The following is a 15368-nucleotide window of genomic DNA, read 5'->3' on the forward strand; positions in this document are numbered from 1 at the left end:
CATCGCATACTAGACCATGTTGAGACAATCTGGGAAAAGCGTTCCTAACTCGCCTCCGATCGGCCGGCGAGCGCTCAGCCCTCGACGAGCAGTCGATGACAGCGTCGAAGCCGGTGCCGCCACCACTGTTGACGGTCCTCCGGCGCAGCATGACTCACGACGTCGACGTCGAACCCGGCACCGAACCAGCGTGGTTCGACGACGCCGTCCCGCATCAGGAACGACGGTGCGACGTCGGCGGTGAAGAGCGAACCGGTGCCGAGGCCGCAAGCGAGGTCGAGACGCGGTAGTGCGGCCGCGGCCGCGACCCCGGCTGCCATGCCGATCGCGCTGTCGAGGGCGCTCGACACGACGACGTCGAGACCGAGGGTGTCGGCGAGTTCGAGCGTCGCCCGCATCCCGCCGAGCGGTGCCACCTTCACCACGGCGACGTCGGCGGCCTCCGCGGCGACCACCCGCAGCGGATCGTCGGCCCGGCGGATGGATTCGTCGGCGGCGATCGGCACGTCCACCGAACGCCGCACCTGCGCCAGTTCTTCGACCGTGCGGCACGGTTGTTCGGCGTATTCGACGTCGCCGATCGCGCGGAGAGCGGTGATCGCCTCGTCCACCGACCAGCCGCCGTTGGCGTCGACGCGCACCCGACCGATCACCTCACGTGTCGCGGCGACCCGCGCGACGTCGTCGTCGAGGGTCTGGCCCGGTTCGGCGACCTTCACCTTGGCCGTACCCGCGCCCGGATACCGCTTGAGCAGTTCGGCAACATCCTCGGCCGGGATCGCGGGCACGGTCGCGTTGACCGGCACCGTGTCCCGCACCGCGGGGGGCGGACCGAGGTAGGCGGCCTCGATGCCGGCCCGCAGCCATGCGGACGCCTCGTCGTCGTCGTACTCGACGAAGGGACCGAACTCGCCCCAGCCCGCCGGCCCGGCGAAGACCATCGTCTCGCGGGCGGTCAGTCCACGGAACCGGGTTCGCATGGGGAGGCGAACCACCACGGCCGTCGCGAGCAGGTCCTCCACATCCGGGAGCTCCCACTCACCGTTCACGCCGGGCATCACATCCTCCTGGGTCACTCGCGTCGACTTTGAACGAGGGTTATGTGAATTCGATGGAACAACCTTCCCACTTTGTTCCAAGTGCGCTACCCTCGCCCTCATGTCAGTCAACCAGGGATTCGATGCCGGTATCCGCGAGGCGGAGCCGATGATCGTCGACGACACCCCGGACACCGCCGGCGAGATCGTGCGGCCTCGGCTCGGAGCCGATTCACTCGTGTGGAAGTTCTACGGCGATTCCCGGGGCATCCTCGGCTTCCAGCGGCTGGCCGGTACCGAGAACTGCATCGAGCAGCTCGGGCAGGCGGTCCTCGACCATTCGGTGATCTTTTCCGACTTCCTCGGTCGCGCCAAGCGGACCGGGCCGCCCGTGATGAAGACCGTCTACAGCACCGAACCCGAGAAGTGGGGCCGGACGGTCCGTGACTTCCATCGCGACATCAAGGGCACCATCAGCGACGGCTCGCGCTATCACGCGCTCAACCCGGAGCTGTTCTACTGGGCGCACGCGACCTTCGTCGACCAGGTCCTCTACATCACCGACACGTTCATCCGTCGCCTCAGCTACGCCGAGAAGGTGCAGATCTTCGAGGAGAGCAAGGTCTGGTACCAGCTCTACGGTGTCAGCGACCGTGGTCAGCCCCAGACCTACGAGGAGTTCCTCGCGTACTGGGAGGACATGCTCGACCGCTTCGTCCCCCACAAGACGATCGTCTACGCGACCGGCTACATCCGTCAGGGGCTGCCTCGCCCCAAGAAGATCCCGGGCCCGGTGTGGAAGGTTCTGTCGGCTCCGCTCAACGCGTTCATCCGCACGGTCATCGTGGGGACGCTCCCCCAGCAGATGCGTGATGTCTGCGACCTGGAGTGGAACGACAAGAAGGAGAAGAACTTCCAGCGCTTCGCGGCTTTCATGCGCGCCATCAACCCGCTGGTCAACCGACTGCCGCTGAAGTACCTCTACGTCCCGTGGGCGCATGAGGCGTGGACGAAGGTGGGCGTCGACCCGCGGCCGCTGCACAACAAGCCGGCCTAACGACCCAGGCCCTTCGAGGCTCGCTCCGCTCGCACCTCAGGGAACGGTGGGTCTCGCTCCGCTCGCACCTCAGGGAACGGTGGGTCCCAGGAACTCCTCGACGTGCCGAATGAACTCCGCACGTCGGTCGCGGTGCACGCTGTGTCCGGCATCGATGGTGACGAACCGTGAATCCGGCAGGGCCTCGCTGACCGTCCGCAGGTGACGAGGCGGCAGGAAGCTGCGTTCCCCGCCCGAGATGACCATCGTCGAGGCGCTCACGCGCGGCAGTTCCGACCACCACTGTGGTGCACAGACATCGAACTCGGCGACGATCTCGTCGCCCATCCGGCCGTCGAACCGGATGACCGGGAAGGGGTTTCCCACCAGGGCGAGGAGTCCGCGGACCTGTTCGCCCAGGGTCGCCTTCATGGTGATGCCCTCGGAGAGGTCGGCCTCGTCGCGGGGCATGGGCGGTACCTCCTCGAGGACCAGACGCCGCACCCGCGACGGCTCGTGCATCGCCAGGCGGAGCGCGGTGTGCGCACCGAGCGAGTGCCCGACCACGTCTGCACTGTGAATGCCGAGGACGTCGAGCACGTAGACGAGGTCGTCCCGGAAGTCGTCGAGCCGATAGGCCCCCTGCGCGCGACCGCTGCGGCCGTGTCCGCGGAGGTCGACGCTCACGACCGGTCGACCCTGCCGGCGCAACGCCGATGCGAGGGGACGCCATGTCGAATGGTCCGACGCCATCCCGTGGACGAGTACCACCGGCAACCCCCTGTTGGGTTCGCCGGCCACCCGGACCGCGAGGGCCGGCTCGGCCCGCCGCTTCAGCACGCGCATGAAAATCAGCCTACGGCCGGCCGCGGTGCGCGCCGCGTCACACCCAGTCCTTCCCACCTGTACCGCAGCCATCGTGGGCCACCCGGACTACCGCTCGACGATGGACACGCTCAGGGAAGGTTTCTCCGAGTCGGCGGTGTCGAGCCCACCCGCGCCCGCCCAGATCGCGTCGACCATCGGCTGCAGGAACAGGCCACCGAGCTGGCGCACCATCACCCGGACCACCTGCACGGCCTCGGACCGGTCGGTGGATGCCAGACCGCTCTCGCGCGATTTGGTCACCTCCGACCTGGTCAGTTCCGTGAGACGCCCGATCAGCGCCCCGTGCTCACCCGCCGGATCGAGCACGGCGCGTCGGAGGTAGTCGACCACCGGCGGGTGTTCGAGAAGCATCCGTTGAACCGCCCGGTCCCGTTCGGCTATCACCTCACCGGGAGTGCCGTCGGTGGGCGCCGACGCGATGGCCTGGGCGTGGTAGTCGACGATGAGCTGCTCGACCGCATTGCGCAGGCCCTCTTTGGTCTTGAAATGATGCTGGACCAGCCCCACCGTCACCCCGGCCGCCGCGGCGACAGCGCGCATCGAGACACGCCCCTCCCCCTGATCCGCGTACAGGTCGAGTGCCGCGTTGCGAATCTTCGCCTTCGCGGTGAGATCACCAGGACTCGCGCGTGGATCTGACATGACTGTGTACCTCCCGCAGGCCGACGTCGATTGTACAAAGAGATGGGTTTCCATACATCAGAATTGCCAACTGTACAGTTGTATCGGCTGTCTGGTCGTGATCCTCAGGACAGCACGATCGACCAACGAATCCGAAGGGACCGTCATGACCACCGAGATCGTCCGGGGCCTGCCCTCGACGCACGGCGACTCCTACCAGCTCAACACCACCACGCTGATCCGCCACAGCGCTCGCACCTACCCGGAGCAGGAGATCGTCTCCCGCGCCGCCGACGGTTCCTGGGATCGCTACACCTACGCCGACTGCTATGCCCGCACCCAGCGCGCCGCCAACGTGCTGACCGGCCTCGGTGTGAAGCCGGCCGACGTCGTCGGCGTCCTCGACTGGAACAGCAGACGTCATTTCGAGCTGTACTGGGCCATCCCGGGTACCGGTGCGGTCATGCTGCAGATGAATCTGCGACTCGCCCCGGAGGATCTCGGCTTCGTGACCTCGCACTCCGAGGCATCGGTGGTGCTCGTCGACGAGTCGCTGCTCCCGGTCGCCGAGGCCATCGCCCCACACGCACCCGGTGTGCGTCAGTGGGTCGTCATGACGGATCGCCCGTCGGCCGAGATCTCCACCAGCCTGCCCGACGTCGTGTTCTTCGAGGACCTGATGGCCGCCGCCGAACCGTCCTTCGACTGGCCGGTGATCGAGGAGAAGTCCTCCTACAGTGCGTGTTACACCACCGGCACCACCGGTCGGCCCAAAGGCGTCTACTACTCGCATCGCGGGATCTACCTGCACACACTGGCCGAGGCCGCCAACCTCGGCATGGATGCCTCGGACGCGGTCATGCTGATCACCCCGATGTTCCACTCCTCGTGCTGGGGACTTCCCCAGTCGGCGATCTTCAGTGCCGCCAAAGTGGTTCTGCCCGGGCGATACCAGGCCGACGACACCGCGATGCTCGTCGACACGATGATCGACGAAGGTGTGACCATCGCCAACGGAGCACCGGCGATCTTCCAGCCGATGCTCGACTACATCACCACACTCGACGAGAAGCCCGACTTCAGTCGCGCCCGACTCCTCTGTGGCGCAACCGAACCCGCCCTGTCTCTGATGCGCGGCTTCGCCGACCTGACGGGCGCCGACATCATCCACGCCTACGGCGCCACCGAGACCACCCCGATGGTGACCATCAACCGCGGCCTCAAGTACACCCTGCAGGGCAGGATTTCCGACGAAGAGAAGTGGGATCTGAAGCGCTCCCAGGGACTTCCGCTCAACGGCATCGATGTACGAGTCGTCGACGCCGACGGCAACGACCTGCCGCATGACGGGGTCAGCCAGGGTGAACTGCTCTTCCGCGGTCCCTGGATCACCGAGCGCTACCACAACCTCGACGACGACGCCGACAAGTTCCTCGACGGTTACTGGCGCAGCGGCGACGTCGGCGTGATCGACGAGAACGGGTACATGAAGCTCACCGACCGTCTCAAGGACGTCGTCAAGAGCGGAGGTGAGTGGATCTCCTCGATCGACATGGAGAACGCCATCGTCGCTCACCCGCGCGTGGCCGAGGCAGCCGTCATCGGCGTCGAACACCCGAAGTGGCAGGAACGACCGGTCGTGCTGGTGGCCACGACCGACGGCGAGGACATCGACATCGACGAGGTGCACGCGCTACTCGTCGACCGCTTCGCCAAATGGCAGCTCCCCGACACGATCATCCGGGTCGACCGGTTGCCGCGCACCAGCGTCGGCAAACTGGACAAGAAGAACATGCGCGGCGAGTACGGAGATCTCTACACGAACACGCAGTAGGACATTCTAGGAAAGCCCGCCGGCGATCGACTGCGATCGCCGGCGGGCTTTTCTCGTCTCGTCAGAGTTCGTCGACGATCCGTTCACGGTCGCGTGATGACAAAGGCGCCCCAACCGCTTTCGCGGCTGGGGCGCCTTTGCGACTCAGAGAGTCAGTGCGTCAAGACAGGATCACTTGGTGATCCGTGACGCAGGCCCCCGCCCCGAGGACGACGCTCGCACGTCACCACCGAGGGCCGGGGGAAATCGTCACTTGGTGATCTTGGTGACTCGACCCGCACCAACGGTGCGGCCACCCTCGCGGATGGCGAAGCGCAGGCCCTCGTCCATGGCGACCGGCTGGATGAGCTTGACGCTCATCTCGGTGTTGTCGCCCGGCATGACCATTTCGGTGCCCTCGGGGAGGGTCACGACGCCGGTCACGTCCGTGGTACGGAAGTAGAACTGCGGACGGTAGTTGTTGAAGAACGGGGTGTGACGGCCGCCCTCGTCCTTGGACAGGATGTACGCCTGGCCCTCGAACTCGGTGTGCGGGGTCGTGGTGCCCGGCTTCACGATGACCTGACCGCGCTCGACGTCCTCACGCTTGAGGCCGCGGAGCAGCAGACCGGCGTTGTCGCCTGCCTGTGCGGAATCGAGGAGCTTGTGGAACATCTCGATACCGGTGACGGTGGTCTTGGTGCTCTTCTCGCGGATGCCGACGATCTCGACTTCCTCGTTCACGTTGACCTCGCCGCGCTCCACACGACCGGTGACCACGGTGCCGCGGCCGGTGATGGTGAAGACGTCCTCGACGGGCATGAGGAACGGCTTGTCGGTCTCGCGAACCGGATCCGGGATCGACTCGTCGACAGCAGCCATGAGCTCTTCGATCGACTTGGCCCACTCGGCGTCACCCTCGAGCGCCTTGAGCGCCGAGACCTTGACGACCGGTGCTTCCTCGTCGAAGTCCTGGGCGGCCAGCAGTTCGCGGACCTCCATCTCGACGAGCTCGATGATCTCTTCGTCGTCGACCATGTCGGCCTTGTTCAGGGCGACGAGGATGTAGGGCACACCGACCTGGCGGGCCAGCAGCACGTGCTCGCGGGTCTGCGGCATCGGACCGTCGGTGGCGGCAACCACGAGGATCGCGCCGTCCATCTGAGCCGCACCGGTGATCATGTTCTTGATGTAGTCGGCGTGACCCGGAGCGTCCACGTGAGCGTAGTGACGCTTCTCGGTCTCGTACTCAACATGCGAGATGTTGATCGTGATACCGCGAGCCTTCTCCTCAGGAGCCTTGTCGATCTGGTCGAACGCGAAGCTCTTGTTGAGTTCCGGGTACTTGTCGTGCAGCACCTTGGTGATGGCCGCGGTCAGGGTGGTCTTGCCGTGGTCGACGTGACCGATGGTGCCGATGTTCACGTGCGGCTTGGTCCGCTCGAACTTCGCCTTCGCCACTTGATTGTCCTCCTGGACTGTTGTTGCTCTACTGGGCGGATCCCAGCAGGGGTTTTCATTTACGTTGGTGCGCCCGCTTGTCGGCCAGCGCGTGTCGCCAGGGCGACCGGGGAATTACTCTCCGGTGGCCTTCGCGATGATTTCCTTCGACACGTTCGCGGGAACTTCCGCGTACGAGTCGAACACCATGGAGTAGTTTGCCCGGCCCTGGGTCTTCGACCGAAGGTCTCCGATGTAGCCGAACATCTCCGACAGCGGCACCTGTGCCTTCACGACACGTGCACCACTGCGCTCCTCCATGGCCTGGATCTGGCCACGGCGGGAGTTCAGGTCGCCGATGACGTCGCCCATGTAGTCCTCAGGAGTCGTGACCTCGACGGCCATGATCGGCTCCAGGATGACCGGGCCGGCCATCCTCGCAGCTTCCTTGAGGGCCTGCGAGCCGGCGATCTTGAAGGCCATTTCCGACGAGTCGACGTCGTGGTACTGACCGTCGAGCAGGGTGACCTTCAGGTTGACCAGCGGGTAACCGGCGAGGACACCGTACTGCATGGCGTCCTGGGCACCGGCATCCACCGACGGGATGTACTCGCGCGGGACTCGACCACCGGTGACGGCGTTGGCGAACTCGTAGGTCGCACCGTCCTCGGCATCCACGAGGGGCTCGAGCTTGATGATGACCTTCGCGAACTGACCCGAACCACCGGTCTGCTTCTTGTGGGTGTACTCGTGCTTCTCGACCGTCTTGCGGATGGTCTCGCGGTACGCCACCTGCGGCTTGCCGACGTTGGCCTCGACCTTGAACTCGCGCTTCATGCGGTCGACCAGGATGTCGAGGTGGAGCTCGCCCATACCGCCGATGACGGTCTGGCCGGTCTCCTCGTCGAGCTGGACCGAGAAGGTCGGGTCCTCTTCGGCGAGCTTCTGGATCGCGGTGCCGAGCTTCTCCTGGTCGGACTTGGTCTTCGGCTCGATCGAGACGTTGATGACCGGGTCCGGGAAGCTCATGGACTCGAGCACGATGGGCGCTGCCGCATCACACAGGGTGTCACCGGTGGTGGTGTCCTTGAGGCCGATCATCGCGTAGATGTGACCGGCGGTGGCGTCCTCGACCGGGTTCTCCTTGTTGGCATGCATCTGGAAGAGCTTGCCGATGCGCTCCTTCTTGCCCTTGGTGGCGTTGAGCACCTGGGTGCCGGCGTTGATCTTGCCGGAGTACACGCGCACGAAGGTGAGCTTGCCGAAGAAGGGGTGGGCCGCGATCTTGAACGCGAGAGCCGAGAACGGCTCGTCGGCGGACGGCTTGCGCGAGAGGATCTCTTCCTCGTCGCCCACGGCGTGGCCCTCGACCGACGGCACGTCCAGCGGGGACGGCAGGTAGTCGATGACCGCGTCCAGCATCGGCTGGACACCCTTGTTCTTGAAGGCCGAGCCACAGAGAACCGGGTAGAGCTCACGGGAGACGGTCAGCTTGCGGATCGCAGCCTTGATCTCCTCGACGGTGAGCTCTTCGCCGCCGAAGTACTTCTCCATGAGGGCTTCGTCGGACTCGGCGACCGTCTCGAGCAGCTGCTCGCGGTACTCCGCAGCCTTCTCGACCAGGTCGGCCGGGATCTCCTCGATGGTCGGCTCGGCACCGGTCGGCACGACGCCGCGCCAGGTGATGGCCTTCTGCTCGATGAGGTCGACGACGCCGTCGAAGTTGTCCTCGGCACCGATCGGGAGCTGCAGGACCAGCGGCTTGGCGCCGAGGCGGTCCTTGATGGTCTGAACGGTGAAGTAGAAGTCCGCGCCCAGCTTGTCCATCTTGTTGACGAAGCAGATACGGGGGACTTCGTACTTCTCGGCCTGACGCCACACCTGCTCGGACTGCGGCTCGACGCCTTCCTTGCCGTCGAACACGGCGACCGCGCCGTCGAGGACGCGGAGGCTGCGCTCCACCTCGACGGTGAAGTCGACGTGGCCGGGGGTGTCGATGATGTTGATCTGGTTCTTGTTCCAGAAACAGGTCACGGCCGCGGAGGTGATGGTGATACCACGCTCCTTCTCCTGCTCCATCCAGTCGGTGGTCGAGGCACCGTCGTGGGTTTCACCGATCTTGTAGTTCACACCGGTGTAGAAGAGGATTCGCTCGGTCGTGGTGGTCTTGCCGGCATCGATGTGGGCCATGATGCCGATGTTGCGCACCTTGTTCAGGTCGCTGAGCACTTCCTGTGCCACTTATTCGCCTCGCATTTTCGCTAGAGCTGTTGGGTCTGAGGTGGGTCCGGCCGCGGCGACCCGGAAAGGGCCACCGCGGCCGACAGTGATCACCAGCGGTAGTGCGCGAACGCCCGGTTGGCCTCGGCCATCTTGTGAGTGTCCTCGCGGCGCTTCACCGAAGCACCGAGGCCGTTGGACGCGTCGAGCAGCTCGTTGGCCAGGCGCTCGACCATCGTCTTCTCGCGACGCTGACGGCTGAAGGTCACGAGCCAGCGGAGCGCCAGGGTGTTGGCGCGACCCGGCTTGACCTCGATCGGCACCTGGTAGGTGGCGCCACCGACGCGGCGGCTCTTCACCTCGAGGGTGGGCTTGACGTTGTCGAGCGCACGCTTGAGGGTGACGACCGGATCGGTGCCGGTCTTCTCGCGGGCCTGCTCGAGCGCGCCGTAGACGATGCGCTCGGCGGTCGACTTCTTGCCGTCCAGCAGGATCTTGTTGACCAGCTGGGTGACCAGCGGCGAACCGTAGACCGGGTCGTTGATCAGCGGGCGCTTGGGTGCGGGTCCTTTACGTGGCATGACTTATCAGTTCCCCTTCTTCGCGCCGTAGCGGCTACGGGCCTGCTTGCGGTCCTTGACACCCTGGGTGTCGAGCGAGCCGCGGATGATCTTGTAGCGCACACCCGGGAGGTCCTTCACACGACCGCCGCGGACGAGCACCATCGAGTGCTCCTGCAGGTTGTGGCCTTCGCCGGGGATGTAGGCGGTGACCTCCACCGAGCTGGTCAGACGCACACGGGCGACCTTGCGCAGCGCGGAGTTCGGCTTCTTGGGGGTGGTGGTGTACACGCGGGTGCACACGCCGCGACGCTGCGGGCTTCCCTTGAGGGCCGCGGTCTTGGTCTTCGCAGCCTTGTCATGACGGCCCTTGCGGACCAGCTGATTGATGGTTGGCACTAGGTGTTCATTCCTCTTTGTTGTCCGTTGTGGTTGGTGCTCCGGGCAAGCTCGTGGAAACCGATCTCCAGACCGACTTCCGGCGCGCTTCCACAACTCGCCCCACCAGCGCATACGCACTGGTCAGTACATTTTCGCTACCCCGGGGTCGGGCGTGTCATACACTCGACAGCGGATTCGCCTGTCAGGCCGCTGTGCCGCCCTGCCCCGAGTTCACTCGATCTCGGGGCCGACTCGAGAGCCATTGGCCGGGCATGCGGACTGGCCCAGCATTGGCCGGGCACCGACGATCCACTCTACCGATCGGGTTTGCACAGGTCAAAAAACGGATCCTCCGCGCGACCTGCAGGTGAACAGGTCGTGTGCGCTGGGGCCCGAACACACTGCGACACGGCATTACCTTCTCCACTCTTACACCCCCGGACCCGGCGCGTCGAGGCTTCGTCCGGCCCGATCTGGCCGACCGTTTCCCCTGGCCGGAATCGGTGCCCGGACCTGCGCGATCAGGGGTGCAAAAGGACTGTCGGGATCCATCGGTCGGCGCGACGGTGAGCTCTGACCGCCGTACCAGCGGTCGACGATCGTCGCCTGGCGTTCGAGGTTGTGTTCTGCCCACTCGTGGTGAGCGTCACCCGGCCCGCGGAGGCGGTAGACGTTCTCGCCGAGCTCGTGCCGCGCTTGAACCGCGAGCGCGTCGGCCAGGAACGACGCCGACGACCCGGCGCCGACGATCTGCCGGACGTGCACGAGCTCGTGGATCAGCAGCTGTCCGGGCACCGGATAGGCCACGGGCCCGGGCCCCAGCGGCGCGTCGAACATCGCGCCGAGGTGACAGAAGACCAGGCCGTCCACCGCGGGCAGCGTGAAGGCACGTCCCCCGAGTCCGGAGAGGTCGGTGAGGATCACGTCATCGAACCATTCGGCAGGCCCGAACACACGCTCGGCGGCTCGACGTTCCTCGTCGGACAGCGGGCGGTGCCGGATGCGGAGGCCGGCAACGACCCCGGCACCCAGGCCCGCCATCACCGCGAGCGCGAGCCCGAGGGGTCCGAACCAGATCGTCACGAGTGCGACGTGCACGGTCACGAGCACCCCGGCGGTCGGCCCTGGTCCCGCCGGCAGACGTTGACCTCCGGCTCGATGGGCGAGTGACAGCACGACACCGAGGAACCGTCCGTAGCCGCGGGCCACCCGGACGAGGAGTCGTCTCGACATCGAGTGCCCCTCAGTCCCGTACGGCCATGACGACCAGACCGGGTCCGACGTGTTCGTCGGCGGGCAGCCGGAGCTCGGCGACCGGGCGCAGGCCGGCCTGCTCGATCAATCCGACGTACTTCTCCGGCGACCACTGATGGGTCGTCCACTCGACCGGACCGCCGTAGACCACAGTGCGTCGCACGTCCTTCTCGCCCGTGTGGGTGCCGGTGATGAAGCAGCCGCCCGGCATCAATGCGCGGGCGAATGAGGCGAGCACCTGAGGGAGAACGTGCCGCGGGAGGTTGAACAACGACCCACCACCCCAGGACACCGCCCACCGATGCGTCAGCGAGATCCAGGTCGGTCGCCGAGCCGACCTCGAAACGGCAGGACGGGTGCAGGCGACGCGCGTTGTCGATCATGCGCGGCGAGAGGTCCACGCCGGACACCTCGAGTCCGCGCTCGGCGAGATAGGCGGTGACGGTCCCGGGTCCACAGCCGACGTCGAGCACGGGACCGATGCCCGCCACCGATTCGGCGAACGCGTCGAGTGCGGCCTTCAGCCACGGCTGATACCGGGGGTCGCCGATTCCCGTGTCCACCACCAGTCGGACGTAGTCGTCGGCCACCCGGTCATAAGACGCGCGGACGGCGTCGAGGTCGGCCGGTCGATCGATGGGGTCGGCGCGCATGGGCCCCACGATAGGACCCGGATACGACACCGCCCCCGGTCCAGAGATCCGGCCGGGGGCGGGCATGACGATTCCGGGCGCCTACGGGGTGTTGAACCAGGCGACGACCGAGGGCCACGCCTTCGGGTTCGACTCGCCGTAGCCGATGTAGGCACCGATGAACGCACCGACGCCGGCGCCGATCCAGCCGAAGACGATGAAGCCGATGAGGCCGCCGATCAGCGTGTACAAGGGCGTGTTCCCCCGCCAGCCCTTGTTCAGCTCCGTCCACATGATGTCGTAGCGCTGCTGCTTGGTCAGGCGCTGCTTGGCCGCCTTCGTCTCGGCGGCGTCGAGCACGGCCCGGAAGTCCGTTCCGACGACCGGAGTGAGGGTGACCGACGACTTGTCCGCACTGACCGCGGCGCGCAGCGGAACGGTGAACCCGTCCATCTGCCCCGACAGCGGCATCGACGAGACGATGCGACCGCGGCCGTCGAGGATCTGCAGCGCACCCGCCGGCGTGACCGCGAGGCTTCCCCCGCGGACGTCGACGATCACGCTCCTGTGGTCGCCGCCGATCGCTGCGGACGCCGTCGGGAGCGCCACCGTCGCCGGTGCCGCGTGTGCCGTCGCAACGGGGACGGCGACGAGTACTGCACCCATCATGGCCAGCGCCATGATCCCTGCCCTGAGGTGCTTCATGTGTGAATTCTCTTTCTCACGAGGATCTTTGGCCCGTGCTCGGGCCGCGGTGATCATATCGGAGAAGAGACAGGTTGCCGCAATCGTCTCAACAGGCCAATCCCGTGTGGGCGCTGACGAATCACGTTGCGGCGCAGCAGATTCGAGAATAGTGAGCGGGATCACTCCGGCGTCTGGGGGAGTTTCACCTTCGAGCCACCGCGCTTGGCCGGATTCGACGGGGGCGGGACCACCGGGCCGATGTCCCCGTCGGGGGCCTCGTCGAGGTCGACGATGACCGGCGCATGATCGCTGGGTTTGCTGCCCTTGCGCGCCTTGCGGTCGATCCAGGCCGCCTCGACCCGGCCGGCGGCGGACTCGCCGGCCAGGATCAGGTCGATCCGCATGCCCAGGTCCTTGTGGAACATTCCGGCACGGTAGTCCCAGTAACTGAAGACCCGGTCGTCCGGCCAGCGGTCACGGACGACGTCCCGCAGACCCAGAGCCGCGAACTCGGCGAGTGCCGCCCGTTCCGGCGGGGTGACGTGCGTGTGCCCGACGTAGGCGTCCGGGTCGAAGACGTCGGCGTCGGCGGGAGCGATGTTCATGTCGCCGCAGAGAAGCGTCGACGACGGGTCTGTGACCGCGCGCGCGAGCGCGGCCAGCCACTCGAGCTTGTACGTGTAGTGATCGGAGTCCGGGGTGCGGCCGTTGGGCACGTAGAGCGAGTAGATGCGCAGGCCGTCGCACACCGCCGAGACCGCCCGCGCCTCGAGCGTCTCCGGGTTCGGGTAGCCGGGCATGCCGTCGAATCCGATTCGCACGTCATCGAGCCCGACCCGCGAGAGCAGGGCGACGCCGTTCCACTGACCCTGCCCCGCATGCGCGATCTCATAACCGCGTTCGGCGAGATCGGCGCCGAGCGTCTCGTGGAATGCGGCATCGGAGAGCTTGGTCTCCTGCAGGCAGACGACGTCGGGACGCCGTTCGTCGAGCCACGGCAGCAGGCGCGGAATCCGCTGTTTCACCGAGTTCACGTTCCAGGTCGCGACGCGCATGGGCCCACGGTAGTACGACCCACCGACGCCGTTCCGGCCCGGCATCCGGGCTTTCCTTCGTCGGTGATGTGTGTCACGTTGGTGTCATCGACACTCTCTCGTTCCGGCCAGATCGAACGCCACACCGCCCTGTCATCGAGCACTCGTGGCGACGGTCGGCGCTGTCGGGAGTCAGGCCGGAGGACAACACCCCCGCCCGACTCCGGGACATCGGATCCGCCGATCCGCTGCTCGATGCGGCGCGTCCCGTCCTCGACGACGCCGCGGCCCGTCTCGCCGACACCGACGTGTCGCTGCTGCTCGTCGACCACGAGTGCCGCATGGTCACCCGGGTGGCATTCGGGACGACCGTCGAACGCCGGCTCGATGCGATCGGTGCGACGCCCGGTGTCCCGTTCGGCGAGGACATCGTCGGGACCACCGCGCTCGGCACCCCCGCCGAGACGCGCGGCGGTGTGATCGTCAACAGCACCGAGCACTACCTCGAACAGTTCCGGACGATCAGCTGCTTCGGGCAGCCGATCATCCATCCCGCGACCCGACGCCTCGCGGGGATCATCTGCATGTCCGAGATCGCCGACCGCATCAACCCGCTCGCGGTGCCGGTGGTCAACGGCATCGTCGCCGACATCGCGGACCGGTTGCTCGACCGATCCCGTGCGCACCAGCGACGCGTGCTCGACGCCTTCCAGCGCGCCGCGCCACGTCGCGACATCGCGGTGGCCGCCATCGGCGACGACCTGCAACTCACCAATGCCCTGGCCGCCGAGTTGCTCTCCCCCACCGACATCGGCGCACTCCGCGTGATCGCCACCGATCCCGCGCTGCGTACGACGACGCTGCCCCTCACGCTCGTCTCCGGGGCGGAGGTCGAGGTCGCCGTCGAACCGGTGGCCGGTACCCGCGGGGCCGCACTGTTCCGCTTCCGCGCCCTCAGCACACCGACGACGCCGACGCGGTCCACTCCGGTCCGGCCGTCACGCACGACCGTCGCCGTCTCCGGTGAGCCGGGCACCGGACGCACGACGCTGGCTCTCGAACTTGCCGCCGAATCATCCGACGAGTCCGGCCGAACCGTGGTCGTCGACGTCGCCGACGAGTTGATCAACGGTCGACAGCCGGATGTCGCCGGTCAGCTCGCACGAGCTCGATCGTCGGGGGTCCCGCTGGTGATCGACGGTGTCGACCTGCTCGACGACCGGTCCATCGCCCTGGTCACGCGGGCCACGGCATCGACACCGGCGGCGGCGCCGTTGATCCTCGTCAGCGGTCCTCGCGCACAGGCGGGTCCCGCGGTCGCGGCGCTGCTCGGCCGGTGCGCAACCCGCATCGATCCGGCGCCACTACGTCACCGGACCTCGGAGCTCGCGGCCGTCGCGAGCGGCGTCCTCGGTGAGATCGATCCTGAACTCACGCTGTCCGGACCGGCGACCGACGCCCTGCTCAGCCAGGACTGGCCCGGGAACCTCACCGAGCTGATCGCGGTCCTGCGGGAGGCCGCGGCGTCGTGCCGGGAGCGGGCGGCACGCGTGATCGAAACCGCGGATCTCCCGGCCACCTATCGGACGACGAGTCGGGCGGCCCATCTCTCCGGACGGGAACAGGCCGAGCGAACCGCGATCGTCGACGCGCTCGACCGAGCGGGCGGCAACAAGGTCCGCGCCGCCCGGGACCTCGGGATCAGCCGCACCACGTTGTACGCGCGGATGCGAGCACTCGGGGTCCAGTAGGCACCGCGATGAGG

14 protein-coding genes and 1 pseudogene are annotated in these 15368 nt (G+C 66.8%); 3 read left to right on the forward strand and 12 right to left on the reverse strand.

What is annotated here, in order from left to right; all coding sequences use genetic code 11:
- Nucleotides 1-74 precede the first annotated feature (74 nt).
- Nucleotides 75-1058, reverse strand: coding sequence for an o-succinylbenzoate synthase (locus GAA2_RS18505; protein ID WP_191835025.1), 984 nt, complete (start codon nt 1056-1058; stop codon nt 75-77).
- A 100-nt stretch (nt 1059-1158) separates the two neighbouring features.
- Between GAA2_RS18505 and GAA2_RS18510 the strand changes: the two genes are divergently transcribed.
- The gene (locus GAA2_RS18510) at nt 1159-2094 is read left to right on the forward strand and encodes an oxygenase MpaB family protein (RefSeq protein ID WP_096274585.1); all 936 of its coding nucleotides are present in this window, start codon (nt 1159-1161) and stop codon (nt 2092-2094) included.
- A gap of 69 nt (nt 2095-2163) precedes the next feature.
- Here the strand turns inward: GAA2_RS18510 and GAA2_RS18515 are convergent, their stop codons facing one another.
- Nucleotides 2164-2919: an alpha/beta fold hydrolase gene (locus tag GAA2_RS18515; protein ID WP_096274587.1), complete on the reverse strand. Its 756-nt coding sequence runs from the start codon at nt 2917-2919 to the stop codon at nt 2164-2166.
- Between the two features lie 87 nt (nt 2920-3006).
- On the reverse strand, nt 3007-3603 hold the full coding sequence (locus GAA2_RS18520) for a TetR/AcrR family transcriptional regulator (protein ID WP_006434717.1): 597 nt from the start codon (nt 3601-3603) through the stop codon (nt 3007-3009).
- A gap of 145 nt (nt 3604-3748) precedes the next feature.
- Here GAA2_RS18520 and GAA2_RS18525 point away from each other — a divergent pair, with 145 nt between their 5' ends.
- The gene (locus GAA2_RS18525) at nt 3749-5416 is read left to right on the forward strand and encodes a long-chain-fatty-acid--CoA ligase (protein WP_096274589.1); all 1668 of its coding nucleotides are present in this window, start codon (nt 3749-3751) and stop codon (nt 5414-5416) included.
- Between the two features lie 249 nt (nt 5417-5665).
- On the opposite strand, the gene tuf is transcribed toward GAA2_RS18525, so the two are convergent.
- The 9 genes and pseudogenes from tuf to GAA2_RS18565 form a co-directional block, all read right to left on the reverse strand.
- Complete coding sequence (tuf, locus tag GAA2_RS18530) at nt 5666-6856, reverse strand: elongation factor Tu (RefSeq protein WP_006434719.1); 1191 nt, start codon at nt 6854-6856, stop codon at nt 5666-5668.
- A gap of 114 nt (nt 6857-6970) precedes the next feature.
- Nucleotides 6971-9076 (reverse strand): elongation factor G, encoded by a 2106-nt coding sequence (gene fusA / locus GAA2_RS18535; protein ID WP_096274592.1) that lies wholly within the window; start codon nt 9074-9076, stop codon nt 6971-6973.
- Between the two features lie 89 nt (nt 9077-9165).
- Complete coding sequence (gene rpsG / locus GAA2_RS18540; protein WP_006434721.1) at nt 9166-9636, reverse strand: 30S ribosomal protein S7; 471 nt, start codon at nt 9634-9636, stop codon at nt 9166-9168.
- 6 nt (nt 9637-9642) lie between these two features.
- Nucleotides 9643-10014 carry a 30S ribosomal protein S12 gene (rpsL, locus tag GAA2_RS18545; RefSeq protein WP_004020596.1) on the reverse strand — a complete coding sequence of 124 codons (372 nt, stop codon included), beginning with the start codon at nt 10012-10014 and terminating at the stop codon, nt 9643-9645.
- 411 nt (nt 10015-10425) lie between these two features.
- Nucleotides 10426-11229 carry a hypothetical protein gene (locus tag GAA2_RS18550; RefSeq protein ID WP_159404936.1) on the reverse strand — a complete coding sequence of 268 codons (804 nt, stop codon included), beginning with the start codon at nt 11227-11229 and terminating at the stop codon, nt 10426-10428.
- 10 nt (nt 11230-11239) lie between these two features.
- On the reverse strand, nt 11240-11488 hold the full coding sequence (locus GAA2_RS23265) for a hypothetical protein (protein WP_236577621.1): 249 nt from the start codon (nt 11486-11488) through the stop codon (nt 11240-11242).
- Nucleotides 11489-11588: 100 nt separating this feature from the next.
- Nucleotides 11589-11969: pseudogene (locus GAA2_RS23270) on the reverse strand (class I SAM-dependent methyltransferase); the annotation flags it as partial.
- A gap of 15 nt (nt 11970-11984) precedes the next feature.
- Nucleotides 11985-12587: a hypothetical protein gene (locus GAA2_RS18560; RefSeq protein ID WP_159404937.1), complete on the reverse strand. Its 603-nt coding sequence runs from the start codon at nt 12585-12587 to the stop codon at nt 11985-11987.
- A 161-nt stretch (nt 12588-12748) separates the two neighbouring features.
- Nucleotides 12749-13624: an exodeoxyribonuclease III gene (locus GAA2_RS18565; RefSeq protein WP_159404938.1), complete on the reverse strand. Its 876-nt coding sequence runs from the start codon at nt 13622-13624 to the stop codon at nt 12749-12751.
- Between the two features lie 68 nt (nt 13625-13692).
- Between GAA2_RS18565 and GAA2_RS18570 the strand changes: the two genes are divergently transcribed.
- Nucleotides 13693-15354 (forward strand): sigma-54-dependent Fis family transcriptional regulator, encoded by a 1662-nt coding sequence (locus tag GAA2_RS18570; protein ID WP_159404939.1) that lies wholly within the window; start codon nt 13693-13695, stop codon nt 15352-15354.
- Nucleotides 15355-15368 lie beyond the last annotated feature (14 nt).

It is taken from the genome of Gordonia ajococcus (assembly GCF_012974285.1).
Classification (GTDB): domain Bacteria; phylum Actinomycetota; class Actinomycetes; order Mycobacteriales; family Mycobacteriaceae; genus Gordonia; species Gordonia amicalis.